16 protein-coding genes are annotated in these 20,348 nt (G+C 47.7%); 7 read left to right on the top strand and 9 right to left on the bottom strand.

The genetic code is table 11. The features are described 5' to 3' along the window. Positions 1 to 506 precede the first annotated feature (506 nt). Positions 507 to 1,391: a DNA-binding transcriptional regulator OxyR gene (gene oxyR / locus PG915_RS02305; protein ID WP_353497712.1), complete on the bottom strand. Its 885-nt coding sequence runs from the start codon at positions 1,389 to 1,391 to the stop codon at positions 507 to 509. 163 nt (positions 1,392 to 1,554) lie between these two features. Here oxyR and PG915_RS02300 point away from each other — a divergent pair, with 163 nt between their 5' ends. From PG915_RS02300 to PG915_RS02290, 3 genes are all read left to right on the top strand, one after another. Next, positions 1,555 to 2,283 (top strand): redoxin family protein, encoded by a 729-nt coding sequence (locus tag PG915_RS02300; protein WP_353497711.1) that lies wholly within the window; start codon positions 1,555 to 1,557, stop codon positions 2,281 to 2,283. A 192-nt stretch (positions 2,284 to 2,475) separates the two neighbouring features. Continuing rightward, a complete protein-coding gene (locus PG915_RS02295) occupies positions 2,476 to 2,937 on the top strand; it encodes a hypothetical protein (protein ID WP_353497710.1) in 462 nt (153 codons plus the stop codon). Further along, positions 2,934 to 3,422 carry a hypothetical protein gene (locus PG915_RS02290; protein ID WP_353497709.1) on the top strand — a complete coding sequence of 163 codons (489 nt, stop codon included), beginning with the start codon at positions 2,934 to 2,936 and terminating at the stop codon, positions 3,420 to 3,422. Before PG915_RS02295 ends, PG915_RS02290 begins: the two co-directional genes overlap by 4 nt. A 66-nt stretch (positions 3,423 to 3,488) precedes the next feature. On the opposite strand, the gene PG915_RS02285 is transcribed toward PG915_RS02290, so the two are convergent. The 5 genes from PG915_RS02285 to argC form a co-directional block, all read right to left on the bottom strand. Next, a complete protein-coding gene (locus PG915_RS02285; protein WP_353497708.1) occupies positions 3,489 to 3,836 on the bottom strand; it encodes a RidA family protein in 348 nt (115 codons plus the stop codon). Positions 3,837 to 4,208: 372 nt separating this feature from the next. Next, positions 4,209 to 6,083: an argininosuccinate lyase gene (gene argH / locus PG915_RS02280; RefSeq protein ID WP_353497707.1), complete on the bottom strand. Its 1,875-nt coding sequence runs from the start codon at positions 6,081 to 6,083 to the stop codon at positions 4,209 to 4,211. 291 nt (positions 6,084 to 6,374) lie between these two features. After that, the gene (locus tag PG915_RS02275) at positions 6,375 to 7,592 is read right to left on the bottom strand and encodes an argininosuccinate synthase (protein ID WP_252012680.1); all 1,218 of its coding nucleotides are present in this window, start codon (positions 7,590 to 7,592) and stop codon (positions 6,375 to 6,377) included. A 98-nt stretch (positions 7,593 to 7,690) separates the two neighbouring features. Then, entirely contained in the window at positions 7,691 to 8,479 is a 789-nt protein-coding gene (argB, locus tag PG915_RS02270) for an acetylglutamate kinase (protein ID WP_353497706.1), read from the bottom strand. A 14-nt stretch (positions 8,480 to 8,493) separates the two neighbouring features. Next, a complete protein-coding gene (gene argC / locus PG915_RS02265; RefSeq protein WP_353497705.1) occupies positions 8,494 to 9,498 on the bottom strand; it encodes an N-acetyl-gamma-glutamyl-phosphate reductase in 1,005 nt (334 codons plus the stop codon). A gap of 168 nt (positions 9,499 to 9,666) precedes the next feature. On the opposite strand from argC, the gene argE reads away from it, so the two are divergent. From argE to PG915_RS02250, 3 genes are all read left to right on the top strand, one after another. After that, complete coding sequence (argE, locus tag PG915_RS02260; RefSeq protein WP_353497704.1) at positions 9,667 to 10,806, top strand: acetylornithine deacetylase; 1,140 nt, start codon at positions 9,667 to 9,669, stop codon at positions 10,804 to 10,806. Between the two features lie 182 nt (positions 10,807 to 10,988). After that, positions 10,989 to 13,622: a phosphoenolpyruvate carboxylase gene (gene ppc, locus PG915_RS02255; RefSeq protein WP_353497703.1), complete on the top strand. Its 2,634-nt coding sequence runs from the start codon at positions 10,989 to 10,991 to the stop codon at positions 13,620 to 13,622. A gap of 399 nt (positions 13,623 to 14,021) precedes the next feature. Beyond that, a complete protein-coding gene (locus PG915_RS02250; RefSeq protein WP_353497702.1) occupies positions 14,022 to 14,561 on the top strand; it encodes a PadR family transcriptional regulator in 540 nt (179 codons plus the stop codon). Between the two features lie 76 nt (positions 14,562 to 14,637). Here PG915_RS02250 and metF read toward each other — a convergent pair whose 3' ends face one another. The 3 genes from metF to PG915_RS02235 all read right to left on the bottom strand — a co-directional run bounded on the left by metF (position 14,638) and on the right by PG915_RS02235 (position 19,600). Further along, complete coding sequence (metF, locus tag PG915_RS02245) at positions 14,638 to 15,528, bottom strand: methylenetetrahydrofolate reductase (protein WP_042477154.1); 891 nt, start codon at positions 15,526 to 15,528, stop codon at positions 14,638 to 14,640. A gap of 460 nt (positions 15,529 to 15,988) precedes the next feature. Continuing rightward, positions 15,989 to 18,424, bottom strand: a complete 2,436-nt coding sequence (locus PG915_RS02240) for a bifunctional aspartate kinase/homoserine dehydrogenase II (RefSeq protein WP_353497701.1) — start codon at positions 18,422 to 18,424, stop codon at positions 15,989 to 15,991. 6 nt (positions 18,425 to 18,430) lie between these two features. After that, the gene (locus tag PG915_RS02235; RefSeq protein ID WP_353497700.1) at positions 18,431 to 19,600 is read right to left on the bottom strand and encodes an O-succinylhomoserine (thiol)-lyase; all 1,170 of its coding nucleotides are present in this window, start codon (positions 19,598 to 19,600) and stop codon (positions 18,431 to 18,433) included. A gap of 264 nt (positions 19,601 to 19,864) precedes the next feature. Between PG915_RS02235 and metJ the strand changes: the two genes are divergently transcribed. Further along, on the top strand, positions 19,865 to 20,185 hold the full coding sequence (gene metJ, locus PG915_RS02230; protein ID WP_006071165.1) for a met regulon transcriptional regulator MetJ: 321 nt from the start codon (positions 19,865 to 19,867) through the stop codon (positions 20,183 to 20,185). The last annotated feature ends 163 nt before the right edge of the window (positions 20,186 to 20,348 follow it).

Below are 20,348 nucleotides of genomic sequence, written 5' to 3'. Positions count from 1 at the left end.
GGAATGACGTGAGTTGTGAGAGCGCATACTCAAAGCTATCTTCACCACTTAAACAGCCGTCCCCCCTGTGCAAACAGGGGTCTTCTCAAAGTGCGTATCAAGCCTCAATTAGATTTCTGCCTACGCAGGAATGACGTGAGTTGTGAGAGCGCATACTCAAAGCTATCTTCACCACTAAAACAGCCGTCACCCCTGCGCAGGCAGGGGTCTTCTCAAAGCGCGCACCAGGCCTTAAGTAGATTCCTGCCTACGCAGGAATGACGTGAGTTGTGAGAGCGCATACTCAAAGCTATCTTCACCACTAAAACAGCCGTCACCCCTGCGCAGGCAGGGGTCTTCTCAAAGCGCGCACCAAGCTTTAAGTAGATTCCTGCATGCGCAGGAATGACGTGAGTTGTGAGAGCGCATACTCAAAACTATCTTCACCACTAAAACAGCCGTCACCCCTGCGCAGGAGTGACGGCGCTTTGGCGTCACAACGCACAAAGAAGTACTCAAAATAACTATCAACCAAGATAACTACTAATCGATTCCGCCAACTTCTCAAAACGCGCGCGCAGCGGCGAGCCAGGTCGATAGGCCAGTACAATACTGCGAGAAGGCGTCGGATTAACAGCAGTCACGTAACACACGCCATCCTTTTCCTTCTCTTTAGGCAGAGACAATTCAGGCAGCAAAGTAATGCCTGCCCCCGCCGCGACCATGTTACGCAACGTTTCTAAGCTGGTTGCCTTGAATCGTTCATCATCAGTTGCGCCAGCTGCAAAACAGAAACCAAGAGCTTGGTCTCGCAGGCAGTGCCCGTCACCGAGTGACAGCACCGTTTGCCCTTTCAGCTCATCCATCTCTATCTCATCGCGTTTTGCCCAAGCGTGATCGCATGGCACAGCAATACTCATTGGCTCATTAAAGACTTCAATCTCTTTAAATGGTGCAGTTTCTGGGACTGACGCCAGCACTAAACAATCGAGCTTACCTTCTTCCAACTGTCTAACCAATTGATGTGTTTGAGCCTCATGCAAGAAAAGTTCAAGGTCGGGAAATGACTCTTTCAGCTTTGGTACTATGCGAGGGAGTAGATATGGACCCACCGTGGGAATAAAGCCAATATGCATCGGCCCCATCATCTCACCACTTTGCCCCGCAGCCATCTCACGAAACGTCTTTACTTCCTTAAGGATACGCTTTGCTTGCTCAACCAACTGCAAACCGGCATCCGTAAATAACACTCGGCGACTACTGCGCTCTAACAATGAGGTACCAATCTCATCTTCCAATTTGCGGATCTGACCACTTAGTGTCGGCTGACTAACAAAACAGGCTTCTGCAGCTTTGCGGAAGTGCTTGTGCTCAGCCAGGGCCACTAGGTATTCAAAATCACGAATGTTCATCGCTTGCTCCGATAGAATTTGACTATCGATACCATAACAATAAACGATTAGAACTATCAAACCATTTTTTTGATAATAGTCCCAACGAAGCAAAGCAATAAACGCTACTCTCTGTTAGCAACGCTAGACTCACAATAATTTAATTATCCAGAAGGACATAAGTATGTTTGCATCTAAAGAAGGCCAAGCAGTACCGCAAGTGACATTTCCAACTCGTCAGGGTGATGCGTGGGTCAACGTAACAACAGATGAGATTTTTAAAGACAAGACCGTGATTGTGTTCAGCCTACCAGGTGCTTTCACACCAACATGTTCATCAAGCCACTTACCGCGCTATAACGAGCTGTTCCCTGTGTTCAAAGACCACGGCGTGGATGAGATCCTATGTGTATCAGTAAACGACACCTTCGTTATGAACGCGTGGAAATCAGATCAAGAAGCAGAAAACATTACCTTCATACCTGATGGTAACGGCGACTTCACCGATGGCATGGGTATGCTGGTTGAGAAAAACGACCTTGGTTTTGGCAAGCGTTCATGGCGCTACAGCATGTTGGTGAAAAACGGCGTAGTAGAGAAGATGTTTATCGAGCCAAACGAGCCAGGCGACCCGTTCAAGGTATCTGATGCAGACACCATGCTGAACTACATCGCGCCAAGCTACAAAACTCAAGAATCCATCACGGTATTCTCTAAGCCAGGTTGCCCATTCTGCATGAAAGCGAAGCAAAACCTGATTGACCACAACCTTCAGTATGAAGAAATTGTGTTGGGCAAAGATGCAACCACAGTGACTCTACGTGCAATCAGCGGCCGCACGACCGTACCGCAGGTGTTTATCGGTGGTAAGCACATTGGTGGCAGTGAAGAGCTAGAAGCTTACTTAGCATAATAAATAGAGCTAGGGTATTACTACCCTAGCTCTATTTCCAATCCTATGGCGCTCACAACAAACCAACCTATTCTCTTTATCAATTACATTCTTAACAGCATCCCCTCACAATACCCCCTCAGCGAATCGACAATTTATTTGACTTTAGGTAGCGTGCAGTCGACAAACTAAGGCAATCTTGAGAGGAAAATAATGAGGCTGAAAACGTTCAAGGAGCACGAACTACTTTTCACAGAACAAGAAACTAAAGAAATTCTTGCCCTGTTCTTCCCTTCACTTAAGAATGACATTAACGAGCTGGTAGTAACCGATTTTTATCGGGGGTTTGCTCAAAGCCTATTGCTTGAAGCCATTGATGCGACTTATAACATTGGATTTTTGCTTGCCATTTATGAGTCAACAATCAACCCTACATTGCCTCTTCGTAAAATTATAGGAAAACTCATAACAAATCTCGCTCCCCACTTTTATCGATATGCTACTCAAAAAGATTTACGTAAAGTTAAGATATATGAGTTTGTTATTAGAACGCTAGAGTCGCGCTTCAAGTCCTACTTTTCTATGTGTCTGGACGGCATTGTAAAAAACAAACCTCTCATTATTCCTCACTACGCAAATACTAAACCTATAGAAAGACTTTGGAGAAACGTATGAAAAAAAAGTTGTTTCTCTTTTTTTTTGTTGTAGTGACGGTAACGATTGTAATTCTGCCTTCAGAAGAGCGTGTAATGTGGTGCGCTTCTGGGGTTGAAATGAAGGTATTCAATCGGGACCAATGCTTGGCATACTTCGAGTACATGGGACCATCGCATAAACTTACCGAAATCGTAGCAAGGGACTTTGGATTGACTGCTCTTTTAAATGCCGAGGGCACTTTCCATAAATATGTATTGATTCAATCTCTGCTAGACAGCAACTATGACATCAATGTTGTCACTAGCAACCAAGCGTTACCCCTAGTTAGTGCGGTAATACAAGATAACTTCACCATGTTTGAATGGTTACTTTCTCGCGGTGCTGACCCTAGCTTAAGTGACCCTCTGACTGAGAAAGATGTGAGGCAATTACTCTACGTTTATCTAGATGAAAAGCCGACGGCTAATCGACATAAAATGCTTGAATTACTCAATCGGTCGTAATGAGTCTAGCTAACTAATCAAAAAATCATGCCCGAATACACCTTGTACTCGGGCACATCATGTCAATTATTTTTCAGCAGCAATCACAGAGATCTCTACCAGCAAGGCTTCACGAGCCATATCGCCGGTGACACAAGCACGTGCTGGCGCATGGCCTGCTGGTACCCATGCGTCCCATACCGCGTTCATTGCTTGGAAATCTTGCATGTCTTTAAGGTAGATGGTCGCAGACAGCATATGCTGTTTGTCGCTGCCCGCTTCAAGTAGCAGAGCCTCGACCTTATCGAGCATGGTTTGCGTCTGTTCAGTAATGTCTTTAGTCGCGTCTGCACACACCTGACCACAAAGGTAAATGGTGCCATTGTGTTTAACGATACGGCTCATGCGCTCTTTAGTATGAAGGCGTTCAATCATAATGTTATTGCTCTTTTTTGGGCTATCCGAACGATAGGGCTGAAACAGAAAGGCATATTCTATCGGATACCAAGCGCAAGCAACACGCCAACATTGTGACATGCTTGGCGAACCGAAGTTTTTCTCCGCTGCAGGAAAAATCAAATGATTAGATTAATCGAAAGTGAAAGGTTGAGACTGGGGAAAGAAATTTGAAAAGCACAAAAAAGAAAAAAGCCCCGTAACCAACCTTGGTTCGGGGCCTTCTTAGATTCTTCTAAGAAAAAGCAGTGGTACTTTAATAGACCGCGCCTTTTCTTGTTTGTTCCCAGAAAAATGATCTTTTTTTAAAATTTTTCCGATCTTTTCGTTACTCGCCTACTTTTCAATAACTTAAGCAACGTTCATCTTGGCAATAATTTGCTCTACCAAGTTCACTTCCAACGCTACCTCATCACAAGCATGCTGTCTCGGACATTGGTCACAGTCTTTCAGAACTTTCTCAGGCAGCAGCGTCTTCGATGTTGGGATGAAGTCGTGCTTCATAAAGAACTCTGGCGTACGAGTCAGAACGAACACTTTCTTAATCGCCATCTTACGTGCTTTCTCTACCAAGTGCTGAACAATCGCCGTGCCCTGCCCTTGGCCTTGCCAGCCTGCTTCAACACCTAGAGAGCGGATCTCTGCAAGTCCTGAGTCATACACGTAGAGCGATGCACAACCGGTGACTTCACCATGATGTTCTGCGACGGCGAATGAGCCAATGTCACGTACCAGTTCGTTACGACTGCGAGGTAGGTTTTCGCCAAGGTTCGCCCAGTAAGCCACCATGCTCTCTAGTGCATCGATGTCCGTCAGACGAGCAGAACGTACTTTCACTGCCGAGTTATCACGCGCTGTTAGACGTTTCTCAGCTTGATCTACCGCGTAAGCGACTTGCTGCGGCGCGACACCACCCAGGGCATTACGTTTCTCTAGGCAGCTCTCAATCGTTAGGATGTCATAAACATCGTTCTCAATCACTGGCGAGAACTCTTTCAGCTCTTCAATAGAAAGCTCTTCTAGTGCGCAGCCTTTGGCAATCGCACTGACGACCGCCACACCTACAATATGGTGCGCTTCACGGAATGGAATACCTTTAGCAACTAGGTAATCCGCAAGCTCGGTGGAATTTGCATAACCTTGCTTCGCCGCTTCTAGCGTACGCTCGCCGTTTACCTTGATACCATCGAAACACAGCGCGGCCATTTCCATGCAGTCACTCCAAGTGTCGAGTGCATCAAATAGACCTTCTTTGTCTTCTTGCATATCTTTGTTGTACGCAAGTGGCAGGGCTTTCACTGTCATCATCATGCTAGCTAGCGAGCCATAAACACGACCGGTTTTACCACGGATAAGCTCTAGAGCATCTGGGTTCTTTTTCTGAGGCATCAGAGAAGAGCCAGACGTCACGGTATCCGCAAGTTCAATAAAGTTCGACTCACCTGAGTTGTAGAAGATCATATCTTCAGCCAGACGCGATAGGTGCAGCATAGAGATAGAGGCGATAGACATTAGCTCCATCACATGGTCGCGGTCGGATACCGAGTCCAAGCTGTTACGGGTTGCTCTTCTGAAACCTAGGTTATGAGCAAGCTGCTCACGATCCATTGGGTAAGCCGTACCTGCTAGCGCACCTGAACCCAGCGGGCAGGTATCTAAACGCTTAATAGCATCGTCTAAACGAGAGTAATCACGCTCAAACATCTCAACGTAAGCTAAGCACCAGTGAGCAAACGTCACAGGCTGAGCACGTTGAAGGTGGGTATAACCAGGCAGAACGGTATCTTGGTGAGCTCTTGCTACCTCAACCATTTGCGATTGCAGTCTGTCAAGGCCAAGAAGAAGTTGCTGACCTTGTTGACGACACCAAAGCTTCAGGTCGGTCGCCACTTGGTCGTTACGAGAACGGCCGGTGTGTAGCTTCTTACCTAAGTCGCCCACTTTGCCAATCAGCTGTTGCTCAACCCAGCTATGGATATCTTCCGCATCCGATCTTAGGATCTGTTTTGGATTCTCCATCACTTCGAGTTTAAGCTCGTTCAGCGCTAACTCAAGCTTCTGCTGTTCATCTTCAGTCAGAACGCCGACCGAAACCAACGCCTTTGACCAAGCAATTGAGCCAACAATGTCTTGCTCAGCAAGTCGGTAATCAAAGCGCAATGAATCATTAAAGTCTTTGAATCTCGTATCTGCTGCTTGGGTAAATCTTCCGCCCCATAATGCCATCGTGTCTCTCCTAACTGCTCAGTCTGCGTCGCTGCTTCTATGGTTACTTATTGTAAGAATAAACCGCTATTCTCGCTGAGTGAATTAAATGCAACTCAGTGTCTTTGTTGATAGGGTTCAAGGTACGACAAACCGAATTAAAAATAAAGTAAAAATTCACTTATTTCACATAAATATTCAAAACAATGCGATTTCAGGTTTTAGTCGCCCATTTTTATCGTCCAGATAAAAAAAGAAACCCATTTGATAACAAATGGGTTTCTAGATTTCAATCAGTATGATGGAGCGACACTATTTTTTCTTTGCTTCATTCAATGCTCTGATGCGGCTTGATAGCGAGTAAAGGCGGATGAAGCCTTCAGCGTGGCTTTGGTCGTACACTTCATCTTCACCGAACGTTGCAAACTCTTCAGAGTACAGGCTGTTTACGCTGCGTTTCTGAGTTACAATTGCCTGACCTTTGTATAGCTTAACCACAACTTCGCCGTTCACGTCTTGTGCCAGCTCTTCCGAGGCTGCCAAGATAGACTTACAAAGTGGTGTGAACCAACGACCGTCATAAACAAGGTGTGAGGCTTTTACGCCTAGCTCTTCACGGAACTCAAACGATGTTTTGTCTAGCACTAGCTGCTCAACCGCACGCAGTGCTTCCATCATGATGGTGCCCCCTGGAGTTTCGTAGCAGCCACGAGACTTCATACCGACAAGACGGTTTTCAACGATGTCGATACGACCAACGCCGTGCTTCACGCCTTTCTCGTTTAGGTAAACCAGAGCGTTGTATGGCGTCATCTTCTCACCGTCAACGGCAACCACTTCGCCTTTTGCTACTTCTAGCGTCACGTATTCTGCTTGATCAGGCGCTTGCTCAGGATCCACTGTCCATGCCCAGCAATCATCGTTTGGCGCATTCCATGTATCCTCTAGAACACCGCCTTCTGTTGAGATGTGCCATGCGTTTGCATCACGTGAATAGATCTTAGTCAGTGATGCGCTGCAAGGGATGTTGCGCTCCGCTAGGTAATCTAGACACTCTTCACGGCTGACGAGATCCCACTCACGCCAAGGCGCAATCACAGTTAGGTCTGGGGCTAGAGCTGCAAATGCACCCTCAAAACGCACTTGGTCATTACCTTTACCGGTACAACCGTGGCACAGTGCATCAGCACCGACTTTACGCGCTACTTCAACCTGAGCTTTAGCAATGATCGGACGCGCCATTGATGTACCTAGCAGGTATTTACCTTCGTAGTACGCGCCCGTTTTTAGCGTTGGGAAGATGTAGTCAGCGACCATTTCTTCTTTTAGGTCAGCGATGTAACACTCAGAAGCGCCTGACGCTTTCGCTTTTTCTTCGATGCCTACAAGCTCTTCTTCGCCTTGACCTACATCAGCAACAAATGCGACAACTTCACAGTCGTAGTTCTCTTTTAGCCATGGGATGATCACTGACGTATCTAGACCGCCAGAGTAGGCAACAACAACTTTTTTTACAGATGGTTTACTCATGTCTCTCTCCTTGTCCGAGCCTGATTTTGGCGGTCAGCTTCTCGGGGTTACTTCACTTTAAATTCGTTAATCGTAAATTTGATTTACTTGCTAATAATTTAGTTTGGGACGAACTGTGTGCCGATACTCTTACCCGCAAACAATTCGACTAATTTTTCAGGGTATCGCCATGTCGCCACTTCAATAGGGCGACCTAGGTCGTTGGCCGCTTCCAGTGCGGCTTGCACCTTAACAATCATGCCATCGGTAATGACTTTGCCTTCAATCAGCGCATCCGCTTCTTGCTTAGTCAGACTTGGTAGCAGATGACCTTTGCCATCCAGCACGCCGCTCACATCAGACAACAGCACTAATTCTGCATCCAATGCGCCAGCCACTGCCACTGCCGCTTGGTCGGCATTAACGTTCATCAGCTGACCTTGGCTATCTAGACCGATTGAGCTAATGATTGGCAGCGCACCAGCAGCCAGAACCGCTTGAAGAACCGCTGGGTTACCCGGTTTGGCATTGCCTACCGCGCCAAGCTCAGGGTCTAGCTCAGTCACGTCACAAAGACCGCCGTCAGCAAGGCTCAAACCTACCGCATTAAGGCCCGCTTTAATCGCATCGCCTTGTAGTAGCTTATTTGCAGTCCCCGCAAGCGCGCCCGCAATCAAAGGGATCTGATCATAAGGGGTCACGCGCAAACCTTGCTTCTTAACGGTTGGCAGGTCGAGCTTCTTCATTAGGTCATCGACGAGATAACCGCCACCGTGAACAATGACGATACTTCGCTGCGCTTGCTGGCTGTAATCAGAGATAGCCTTAAATAGTTGTCCAAGCGTATCTGAGCACGACAGTGCCGCGCCGCCTAACTTGATCACTAATGGTGTATTTTGCTGACTCATGCTGCTCTCCTCGACTAAACCAACGCGGTTAGCTGTGCAAACTGATTTTTGATATTCAAACACTGCATCGCTTGACTCGATGCACCTTTTAGCAAGTTATCAATCGCCGACACTACGATGATGTGTTGGCCTTGAACCTTATAACCGATATCGCAGAATGGCGTGTTCTCAACATCTTGAATTCTTGGGATAGTTTCCCCTTTGACGCGCACGCCTGGTTTGCCTTCATAGGCTGTCGCAAATGCTGTGGCAACCTGCTCCTCAGTCACGCCTTCATTGAGCTTCATGGTGATAGTCGCCAAGATGCCACGCTTAAAGTTGCCTAGATGTGGAGTAAAAATCACATCACAACCCAAATGCGTTGCAATCTCTGGTTGGTGCCTGTGATTAAAAATGCCATAAGGCTGAAGGCTGACTTCGCAAAAGCTGTTGGTCATCGACGCTTTACGACCAGCACCAGTAACACCACTGGTTGCGTTGATAACTGGCCACATAGTGCTATCCACAAGGCCAGCTTCCAGTAGTGGTTTAATCGCCAGTTGTGAAGCCGTTGGGTAGCAACCCGGTACTGCCACGAGCTGCGCGCTTTCAATCTGTTTTGCGTTCCACTCTGCAAGGCCATACACCGCCTTATCCAACCAGTTTTCGTGCTGATGCTCAAAGCCATAGAAGGTGGTATAAAAGTCATCGGCTTTCACACGATAAGCGCCTGATAGGTCAAACACTTGGCAACCTTGTGCCAAAAACACCGGCGCCAAATCGTGGCTCACTTCGTGAGCTGTTGCCAAAAATACAATGTCACACTCGCTTGCCGCTTTTTGCACATCGACCAGCGGCTGCACTGGCATTTCAACTAAGCCAGCCAACTTACCATGCAATTGCGAAATCGGTTTGCCTGCATCGACACTATTGGCGGACACGTACAAACCTGATAGCGTGAGCTCTGGGTGTTTGGTCACCATCAGAGCCAGTTCCGCTCCTGTGTAACCTGTTGCGCCAATAATGGTAGTTTTTAGCATGACTATGATTCCGTAAGTAAGTCGATTTAACGTTGTTAGTAAAAACTGCAATTAATGATTATAAATATAGTAAAAATGCCATTAATTGATTTTTTATTCATTAATTATGATTTAATATGTGTTTTACAGTCTTAAGATTAATCTGTCAACAGTAGAAGCGAAGATAATATGCAATTACCTAGTTTTTTAGAGGTCTACAAAGGCCTGATCAGCACACCTTCGATTAGCTCCACTGACCCAAGCTGGGATCAAGGCAACGAGAAAGTGATCGAAAAGCTGGCGACATGGATGAAAGACCTAGGTTTTGAGGTTGAGGTCATCGAGGTTGAACCGAACAAGTTCAATATGATTGCCAAGAAGGGACAAGGCGAAGGCGGTCTACTGTTGGCTGGTCACAGTGATACCGTGCCATTTGATGAAGGTCGCTGGAGTTTCAACCCGCATGACCTGACCGAAGCCAACAATCGCTTCTACGGCTTGGGCACCGCGGATATGAAAGGCTTCTTCGCGTTTATCTACGAAGCCGTCAAGAAAATCGACTGGAGCAAGCAAACCAAACCACTTTATGTTTTGGCGACCTGTGATGAAGAAACCACTATGCTGGGCGCAAGGCATTTTACCGACAACGCGCCGTTCAAGCCGGATTACTGCATTATCGGCGAACCTACCAGCCTAGTGCCTATTCGTGGCCATAAAGGTCATGTAGCCAATGCGATTCGAGTGACCGGCAAGTCTGGACACTCTTCCGATCCTGCTTTAGGCGTTAATGCCATCGAAATCATGCATGAAGTCATGTACGCGATGATGAAACTGCGTGACAAGCTAGTGAAAGAGTATCACCACCCTGGTTTCGCTATCCCTAGCCCTACCCTTAACCTTGGTCATATTCATGGTGGCGACAGCGCCAACCGAATTTGTGGCTGCTGTGAGCTGCATTACGATGTTAGACCGCTGCCCGGCATAAGTTTAGATGGTTTGGATAACCTACTGCGTAATGCACTCAAAGAAGTGGAAGCAAAATGGCCAGGGCGATTAACCATTACCGCTCTGCACGAACCAATCCCTGGGTATGAGTGCGACCATAAACACCCGTTTGTTGGTGGAATGGAAACATTGTGTGAAACCCCATCAGAAACGGTCAACTATTGTACCGAAGCACCATTTTTGCAGCAGTTGTGCCCTACCTTGGTGCTGGGCCCTGGCTCAATAGACCAAGCCCACCAGCCTGATGAGTTTTTAAGCTTTGATTTTATTGACCCGACCATCGATATCTTAGCCAAAGCAATGAGGCAGTATTGCTTCGAATAAACCATATTCTGTAATAAATTTTCAACAATTCAACCTTTTAACTCGCCCAAGTGTGCGTTTTTCGTGCCAGCACGATAAATGCAAACTTGGTTTACTTTATTTGACTCGCACTAACATTTTTCGCTAGATTGTGAGGCTGATAAGGAATAACGGATGTAGTTAAATTACAAGGCAGGACGACTATGAACGAAAAATATGCCCCATTGAAGAGCAATGTTAGGATGCTAGGGCACCTGTTGGGTAACACCATCAAGGAAGCGCATGGAGACGAGATCTTAGAGAAAGTGGAGAAGATTCGTAAACTTTCTAAATCCGTAGTACGCGCAGGCAATGAAGCCGATCGTGACATTCTCATTGAAGAGATTAAGAGCCTGCCAAATGAGCAACTGACCCCTGTCGCTCGCGCATTTAACCAGTTCCTAAACCTCACCAACATCGCCGATCAATACCACACGATCTCGCGCAGCTGCGAAGCCGATGTCTGTGAACCAGATCCAATCTACTCGCTATTTTCTAAACTTAGCCAGCAAGATGTCAGCAAGTTTGACACCATTCAAGCCGTTCGTGACCTCAACATTGAGCTCGTACTGACTGCTCACCCGACAGAAATCACTCGCCGCACCATGATCAACAAACTGGTCAAAATCAACGAGTGTCTCTCTAAGCTAGAACTTAACGAGCTGTCAGATAAAGAGCGCAAGAAAACCGAGCGTCGTTTAGAGCAGCTTATCTCACAAAGCTGGCACTCAGATGTGATTCGCCAACAACGTCCAACGCCTCTCGATGAAGCGAAATGGGGCTTTGCCGTAGTTGAGAACTCACTATGGGATGCGGTTCCTGAGTTCTTACGTGAGTTTGATGATCGCTTGAAAGGCTATCTGGGCGAAGGGTTACCTATTGATGCGTGCCCAGTACACTTCTCATCTTGGATGGGCGGTGACCGCGACGGCAACCCATTTGTTACGCACAAAATCACTCGCGAAGTGATGCTACTGTCACGCTGGAAAGCGGCTGAGCTTTACCTAAAAGACTTCCAAGAGCTTATCACTGAGCTTTCCATGGTTAAGTGTAGTGACCAAGTTCGCGATCTTGCGGGCGATGCACACGAACCGTACCGCGCTATCCTAAAACCGGTTCGCAAGCTTCTCGTGAACACCATGGAAGTGCTCGAAGCGCAAATTAACCATCAAGATGTGCCAAACAAGCCAATCCTTGAAGACATCTCCCAGCTTTGGGAGCCGCTCATGGCTTGTTACAAGTCACTTCGCGAAAGTGGTATGGCAATCATCGCCGATGGCTCTCTACTCGACACACTTCGCCGCGTGAAGGCATTCGGTGTTCACCTAGTACGCCTCGATATTCGCCAAGAAAGCACACGTCACTCAGATGCCATCTCTGAGCTAACGCGCCACTTAGGTCTAGGCGACTACGATCAGTGGAGCGAGCAAGACAAGGTTTCATTCCTAATTAACGAGCTAAGCTCGAAGCGCCCACTGCTACCACGCGACTGGGAACCTTCAGAGCCAGTACAAGAAGTTCTCGATACTTGCCGTGTGATCGCATCACAATCGCGTGAAGCGTTTGGTGCTTATGTTATCTCTATGGCACGCACGGCTTCTGACGTTCTAGCCGTTCACCTTATCCTTCAAGAGTGTGGCTGTAAGTTCCGTATGGACGTCTGCCCACTGTTCGAAACACTCGATGATTTGAACAACTCAGAAGCGGTAATGAAGCAGTTGTTCGAGATCGACTGGTACCGTGGTTATATCCAAAACCATCAGATGGTGATGATTGGCTACTCTGACTCAGCGAAAGACGCAGGCGTAATGGCGGCAGGCTGGGCTCAGTACAGCGCGATGGAAAAACTGGTAGCGGTAGGTGAAGAAGCAAGTATTGATATTACTCTGTTCCACGGCCGTGGCGGTACGATTGGTCGTGGTGGTGCGCCAGCGCACGCTGCCCTGCTGTCTCAGCCACCTAAGAGCCTTAAAGGCGGCCTGCGTGTGACTGAGCAAGGCGAGATGATCCGCTTTAAGCTCGGTCTACCTGAAATTGCGGTTAACAGTTTCAATCTGTACGCAAGTGCCATTCTGGAGGCGAACCTAATGCCGCCGCCTGAGCCGAAACAAGATTGGCGCGACCTAATGGAAGTACTTTCTGAAGTCTCTTGCGATGCGTACCGTAAAGTAGTTCGCGGCGAGCCGGATTTTGTCCCTTACTTCCGCCAAGCAACGCCTGAGCTAGAACTGGGCAAACTACCACTTGGTTCTCGCCCTGCGAAACGTAACCCGAATGGCGGCGTAGAAAGCTTACGTGCGATTCCATGGATCTTCTCATGGAGCCAAAACCGTCTAGTACTGCCAGCATGGCTTGGGGCGGGTGAAGCGATTCAATACTCTATCGACAAAGGTCACCAAGCGCTGCTAGAAGAGATGTGTCGCGAATGGCCATTCTTCTCAACACGCCTAGGTATGCTAGAGATGGTTTACACCAAGTGTAATATGGAAATCTCTCGCTATTACGATAAGCGTCTTGCGGATCCTGAATTGTTGCCTCTCGGTGATAAGCTTCGTGGTCAATTACAAAAAGATATCGTTGCGGTACTGAACGTAGAAAACCACAACCACCTAATGCAAAGCGACCCTTGGGGACAAGAGTCCATTCGCCTGCGCAACATCTATGTTGAGCCACTCAACATGCTGCAAGCTGAGCTTCTGTACCGTACTCGTCAGAGTGAAGAAACCGAGTCTGAGCTAGAAGAAGCACTCATGGTGACCATCGCAGGCATCGCTGCTGGTATGCGAAATACTGGCTAAACGATATATTATCTTACAAAAGAGACAAAAGGTCGCACATTGCGGCCTTTTATTTTTGCTGGCATACTTACTGAGAGTTTTGTTAGTTTTTTGAAGTGGTATCGCATTCTATTCCACTTTTTGCTTATATAAATCAGATATAATTACACTCCGCTGTTCGATAAAAATAAAAATACGACGTCGACGGCGCAGGTCACATGTTCATGTGGCTGTCTAGGTGACAAAGGCTTTAAACACGGTTATTGGTACCCGCTTTGGCGAGGTGCGATGTTCTTTGCGCGAGTTTCCTGGAATCAACCAAGATTCCAAGGCGCTTGCATGGTGTAATCGTTCAACCACAAACGCACTTAAAAGAACAACATAACTATTACTAAGATTTTGACCATTTGGATTTAAGACATGTCACTACCACACGTTATCCTTACTGTCCTAAGCACTCGTGACGCAACGGGCTACGACATTACTAAGGAATTTTCTGCTAGCATCGGTTACTTCTGGAAAGCAAGCCACCAACAGGTCTACCGCGAACTGAATAAGATGGCGGACAAAGCCCTAGTTACTTGCAAGCTTGAACCTCAAGAAGGCAAACCGGATCGTAAAGTTTACTCAATCACAGATGCCGGTCGCAGCACGCTTGGCGAGTGGTTTGAGCAACCAACCGTACACCCAACCGTTCGTGATGAGTTCTCAGCAAAACTGGCTGCCTGTGCCGTTCAGCCTTCTGCTGCTTTCCGCATCCAACTTGAAGAGCTTATTGAAGAGTCGAAGAAGCTGGTTGCACACTACCGCGAGATTGAAGCGGCTTACTACGCAACACCAAGTACTCTAGAGAAGCACGCTCGCCTTGAGCGCCTAACTCTTCGCCGTAACCTACTTGCACGTCAAGCATGGTTAGACTGGGCAGAAGAGGCACTAGCGGAGCTAGAAGCGCTGGCGTAATCCAGTTCTGAGTTAACGCATAAAAAAACGCCAACCTTTTTAGATTGGCGTTTTTTATTTGTCATTGAATAAGCATTTATGCTTCTGGACGAACACCGAGAGTGTGGCACAGTGCGTAAGTCATCTCTGCACGGTTTAGGGTGTAGAAGTGGAAATCCTTCACACCTTCACGGCTAAGAACACGAACCATGTCGATGGCTTGGCTAGCGCCTACCAACTGACGAGTCATTAAATCATCATCTAGGCCTTCAAACTGCTTTTGCATCCAACCAGGTACTTTCACCTTATTCATTGCTGCAAAACGTGACGCTTGCTTAAAGTTAGTCACTGGCAGAATACCCGGAACAATCTCTACATCAATACCCGCTGCCACACAACGGTCACGAAAACGCAGGTAGCTTTCAACATCAAAGAAGAACTGAGTAATCGCACGGTTAGCACCGGCATCGACTTTGCGTTTTAGGTTAAGAAGATCCGCCTGAGCACTTTTCGCTTCTGGGTGAACTTCTGGGAAGGCTGCCACTGAGATATCAAAATCATGGCGAGACTTTAGCAGCTCCACCAAATCAGACGCGTACATGTCTGGCTGACCGCCGCCTTCTGGAATATCACCACGCAGCGCTACGATGTTCTTGATGCCGTTCGCCCAGTAATCTTCTGCGATATCGATAAGCTCATCACGTGATGCATCAATACAAGTTAGGTGCGGCGCTGCCACAAGACCAGTCTCTGATTTGATTTCTTTGATGATAGAGTGAGTACGATCACGCTCACCAGAATTAGCACCGTAAGTCACCGAAACAAACTTAGGCTTAAGCGTCTTTAGGCGGTGAACCGATTTCCACAGCGTCTCTTCCATTGTCGGCGTGCTCGGCGGAAAGAACTCGAATGAAACATTAATATTGTCCGAAAGCTCAGCAATATTCTGGTTCAAAGCATCAATGTGGCCTGCGTGTGTGTATCCCATGGTCCTCTCCCTAATCACCAAGATTGGTTATCCCATCCAATCTCAGATAAAACCTGTCTGTCTTTAAATGATGATTTTTAATTTCTGACGTTTAGACGTCTATATGTCTACAGAATGAAATGAATAGGTTTTAAAGTCAATAGAGGGATTATGAATTTTTTTCATGTGGTGAGTTAGGGAAATTGAAGATGGTGGGGTGGGTGTGGTTTATGGGAGAATGGTTGAGGTAGGTGGGCGATAGAGGTTTCGCAGCGCTGGCGCTTACCCCCTCTAACTCCCCCGGCTACGCGCCCCGTTATTAAGGGGGAGAACCACTGCTAGCTCCTATCGTCGCATCGCAATGCCTACTCTAGTACTCGAATAAAGTCAGGCTATGCGCAGCGAGCCAGTAGTTCCTCCCCTTTATAAGGGGAGGCTAGGAGGGGTCAAGCTCTTGACCTTGCTTTACTATCCTGCCCAATCAAAAAAAGCTAGACATCAAATTCAAATCCGACTGAATCGCCCCAGCCGTCACTTCACGGCCCGCACCAGGGCCACGAATCACCAACGGATTATCCTTATACCACTTACTCTCAATCGCGAAGATATTGTCACAAGGTAAAAGGTTCGCCAGCGCATGCTCTTTCGATAGTGCTTCAATCCCTACGCGCGCTTTACCTTGTCTATCCAGACGAGCAACGTAACGCAGCACTTTCTCTTCGCGCTGAGCTTTTTCTAGGCGCTCTTGCAAGATTTCGCTCAGCAGTGAGGCTTTCTCAAAGAAGTCTTCGAGTGATAACTCAGCAAGCTCTTCAGGAACCAAAGACTCTACTTCAACGGCATCAGGTTCGATATCCAAGCCCGATTCGCGCGCTAAGATAACCAACTTACGCATCACATCTGAGCCATCAAGGTCAGAGCGGGGATCCGGCTCTGTTAGACCCTGTTGCCACGCGAGGTCAACGAGCTCCGCAAAAGGGACTAAACCATCAAATTGCTGGAACAACCAAGACAAGGTGCCAGAGAAAATGCCCGATAGCGCGACGATATCATCACCACTTTCACGCAGGTCACGAACGGTATGGTTTATCGGTAACCCTGCCCCCACCGTGGCGTTATAAAGCCAGTGACGTCCGGTTTTCGAAAACGCATCTTGCACCGCATGGTAATCATTGCTTGGCGCTGAACCTGCAACTTTGTTTGCTGAGATAAGGTGCAGACCATGCTCAGCAATGCTAACGTATCTTTCTGCTAATGCCGCACTCGCAGTGACGTCTAAAACCACACCTTCGTCATAGCCTTGAAGTCCAGCTAAACGTTGCAGCCAGATGTCACCTTGGTATTCAGTGGCCTCATCTTCGTAGCGTGCAAGTACCTGTTGCTCATCGATACCCTCTTCATCAAACCAATAAGTCTGACTGTCGATAACTGCGACTAGGTTGAAACTCATGCCGCGACGTTTTTCAAGCTCGCTTTTCTGCTCTTTGAACAGCTCTAACCAACTTGAACCAATGTTACCTTTACCACACAGCGCCACCGCAACGCGCTTTTGCGCTTGGAACAGCTGAGTGTGTACCGATTTCACAAGCGGCTGAATGTCTGATTTGCGCAGTACAGCGGCTAGACTCAATTGAGACTCAGCTTCTGAGAAAAACTCCACTGGTGCATGTTTTAGCTGCTGATAAAAACCAAAGCAATGATTGGCGTTTTTAGTCACGCCAGCGCCTACAGCGGCAAGCATAGAGTAACCTTCTTTAAGCTTAATCTCGGCTTCGATCGCCAGATCTTGCAGCTCAGTGAGAGCACCAGAGGCAATCTCTGCGGTGTAGGCAAGACGGAGACGATATTGGTCAGCTTGCGCTTCAAACGCCAACGGCGCTAATTGCGCACGCTTGAGACCGTTAAGTACTTCGGTTTGAGCACGCTCAAAGTCGTGACCAGCTGCGAATGCAAGCTCAATTAGCAGTACTTCATCAAGTGAAGTGATAATCTTTGCGCCGCGTCCAGAAGCCAGCACACGTTCAATACGCGTTGAGCCCGACTCCGGCTGATAACTGCAGCGAAGACTCAAATCCATGGCACTTTGCGCGACAGGCTGGAGAGTACGACTGTGAAGCACAGGGGCAGCTAAACGCGCCAATTCACTGGCTTCATCCAATCGCAGTAATGGTAATAAGCAGGCGTCATTAACTACACGAGGGTCAGCGCTGTATACGCCTGCTACATCGCTCCAAATAGTCACGCAAGAAACTTCAGCCAATGCGCCAATCACAGTTGCGGAGTAGTCGGAGCCATTACGACCGAGCAGTACGGTTTCACCGCATTCACTTTGTGCCATAAAACCGGTAATCACCACACGATGATGTGCATGCTGAGCCAGTACTTCTTTAATCAGCGGATACGATTTAGCGCGATCTACCTCTGGCTGAGTACCAAACTCAGCGCGCAGAAACGCTCTTGCATCTTGCGACACTGCTGGGAGATCACTTTGCCTAAGCAACGCCGATAAAAGGCGTGAAGACCAAACTTCACCGTGACCTAGCACAGCAGCACGCTCGGCATCGGTCAGTGGGTAGCTAAGCTCACCCAGTGTACTGAACTCATCTTTCAACTGAGAGACAAGGCTTTCTGCTTCTTCGCCAGTCAACAGCGATTCCACCAGCTCAATCTGAAACTGACGCAGTGCTTGAAGGTGTTCATGAGCAATGCGCCCATCTTTGTTCAGTGCATCAAGAAATTCGATAAGGCGATTGGTGGTTTTACCTGCCGCCGAGACCACAATGAGGTCTTCCTCGTTAGAGTAGTCTTTTAAAATAGAAACGACGCGGCGATAACACTCAGGATCGGCTAAGCTGCTGCCGCCAAATTTGTGCAGCTGCTTGTTACTCTTTCCGCTTTGGGTACTGCTTTGACTCATGCCGGCTTATCCTCCAAACGCAGATGCTTTCTCAAACGCCTGAGCAAGGTCATCAATCAGATCTTGCGCATCTTCTAGGCCAACAGAGAGGCGAAGTAACTGTTGAGATACGCCCGCTTCTGCTAATGCCTCTTCACCCATTGCACGGTGTGTCATAGATGCTGGGTGGCAAATCAGACTTTCTACACCGCCCAATGATTCCGCGAGCGAGAATAACTCCAACTCACCGACAAAATATTTCAGCTGCTCAAAGCTACCTGCAAACTCAAAACTCAGCATAGAGCCAAAACCAGATTGCTGCTTCTTAGCAATTTCATGACCTGGGTGCTCAGGCAGGCTCGGATGATAAATCACTTTCACCAATGGTTGCGGCTTGAGAAAATCTAGGATCTGCTGTGAGCTTTCTTCGTGAACACGCATACGCGCCCCAAGGGTGCGAATACCACGCAGCGTCATATAACTATCAAAAGGTGTGCCCGTCGCGCCGATACAGTTGCCCCACCAGCCTAGTTCTTCCGCGTGCTCTTCAGTCTTAGTGATCACCACACCGCCAATCACATCAGAGTGACCGTTGATATATTTGGTGGTTGAGTGGATAACAAAGTCCGCACCAAGCTCAAGAGGCTTTTGGTACACAGGTGTCAAAAAGGTATTGTCTACCGCCACTAGCGCGCCAACTTTCTTGGCTTTTTCACACACGGCTGCAATATCAACGACACGCACAAGCGGATTAGACGGTGTTTCAAGTAGGATTAGTTTCGGTTTTTTCTCAAGCGCGGCATCAAAAGCCTGCTCATCGCTTTGATCAACAAACTGAACCTTGAAGTCACCCTTCTGCGCACGAGTGTTGAATAGACGGTATGTACCTCCGTAGCAGTCGTGAGGAGCAATAATGGTGTCTTCTGGACCTAAGAAGGCCGAGACCCAAAGGTTCAGAGCAGAGGTACCACAGTTGGTCACCACCGCACCTTTACCAGATTCCAGCTCATACAGAGCGGTTTCGAGTAAACCTCGGTTTGGGTTTCCTGAGCGGGTGTAATCGTAAGTCGGCACTTCCCCAAACGCAGGGAATCCGTAGTTAGTAGAAAGATAAATAGGTGGCACCACAGCGTGATGCTGGGTATCCGATTCGATACCAGTACGTACGGCTATTGTCGCTGGCTTCCGATTGCTCATAGAAACTTCCTTTCTCAAATCGCATGGCTAGAGCCACAGTGTCTACTTTTACCGGTAATATGGGAACCGGCAAACGCCACAAACGTTAAAGAATTAACATTGCATTAAAATAAATGTCCACATTCGTTGCCCCACTTTACTTTCCAAAATGTGAGACGTCAACACTTCTAGACGTCTATATGTCTTTGCTTATGGCAGTAAATCCCGCTAAAATTGCAGGATACTTATTACTACTATTTATGATTAACAGAGCGAAGGTGTGTAATGGCAGATTGGAATGGTGAATACATTAGCCCATATGCGGAGCACGGTAAAAAAAGCGAGCAGGTAAAAAAAATCACAGTGTCTATCCCGCTGAAGGTACTAAAGGTATTGACCGATGAGCGTACTCGTCGCCAAATCAATAACCTACGCCATGCAACCAACAGTGAGCTATTGTGCGAAGCGTTCTTGCACGCCTACACTGGCCAGCCGCTTCCAACCGACGAAGATTTAAGAAAAGACCGTCCTGATGACATCCCAACAGAAGCGAAAGAGCTGATGACTGCGATGGGGATTGAGTTTGAAGCGTTTGATGAAGAGTAGATTGCATTCTACTCCTGAGATCATATGTCCAAGTTCACTAGAACTTCCTCCGCGAGCTTTTTGTTCAAGGAATATAGCAACACAGACCTAAAGATAACGTCATCCTAAAGCTATCGTCACCCCTGCGTAGGCAGGGGTCTACTCAAAGCATGCACCAAGCCTC

The sequence above is a fragment of the Vibrio sp. CB1-14 genome, assembly GCF_040412085.2.
Taxonomy (GTDB): domain Bacteria; phylum Pseudomonadota; class Gammaproteobacteria; order Enterobacterales; family Vibrionaceae; genus Vibrio; species Vibrio chaetopteri.
This window is presented reverse-complemented; position numbering and strand designations above follow the sequence as displayed.

Coding starts and splice junctions, on each gene's coding strand:
- PG915_RS02235 (WP_353497700.1), bottom strand. CDS start 19,600: ATGAGCAATCGGAAGCCAGCGACAATAGCCGTACGTACTGGTATCGAA.
- PG915_RS02250 (WP_353497702.1), top strand. CDS start 14,022: ATGTCACTACCACACGTTATCCTTACTGTCCTAAGCACTCGTGACGCA.
- argB (WP_353497706.1), bottom strand. CDS start 8,479: ATGAGTCAGCAAAATACACCATTAGTGATCAAGTTAGGCGGCGCGGCA.
- PG915_RS02285 (WP_353497708.1), bottom strand. CDS start 3,836: ATGATTGAACGCCTTCATACTAAAGAGCGCATGAGCCGTATCGTTAAA.
- argH (WP_353497707.1), bottom strand. CDS start 6,083: ATGGCATTATGGGGCGGAAGATTTACCCAAGCAGCAGATACGAGATTC.
- oxyR (WP_353497712.1), bottom strand. CDS start 1,391: ATGAACATTCGTGATTTTGAATACCTAGTGGCCCTGGCTGAGCACAAG.
- PG915_RS02275 (WP_252012680.1), bottom strand. CDS start 7,592: ATGAGTAAACCATCTGTAAAAAAAGTTGTTGTTGCCTACTCTGGCGGT.
- PG915_RS02290 (WP_353497709.1), top strand. CDS start 2,934: ATGAAAAAAAAGTTGTTTCTCTTTTTTTTTGTTGTAGTGACGGTAACG.
- argC (WP_353497705.1), bottom strand. CDS start 9,498: ATGCTAAAAACTACCATTATTGGCGCAACAGGTTACACAGGAGCGGAA.
- argE (WP_353497704.1), top strand. CDS start 9,667: ATGCAATTACCTAGTTTTTTAGAGGTCTACAAAGGCCTGATCAGCACA.
- metF (WP_042477154.1), bottom strand. CDS start 15,528: ATGGGATACACACACGCAGGCCACATTGATGCTTTGAACCAGAATATT.
- ppc (WP_353497703.1), top strand. CDS start 10,989: ATGAACGAAAAATATGCCCCATTGAAGAGCAATGTTAGGATGCTAGGG.
- metJ (WP_006071165.1), top strand. CDS start 19,865: ATGGCAGATTGGAATGGTGAATACATTAGCCCATATGCGGAGCACGGT.
- PG915_RS02240 (WP_353497701.1), bottom strand. CDS start 18,424: ATGAGTCAAAGCAGTACCCAAAGCGGAAAGAGTAACAAGCAGCTGCAC.
- PG915_RS02295 (WP_353497710.1), top strand. CDS start 2,476: ATGAGGCTGAAAACGTTCAAGGAGCACGAACTACTTTTCACAGAACAA.
- PG915_RS02300 (WP_353497711.1), top strand. CDS start 1,555: ATGTTTGCATCTAAAGAAGGCCAAGCAGTACCGCAAGTGACATTTCCA.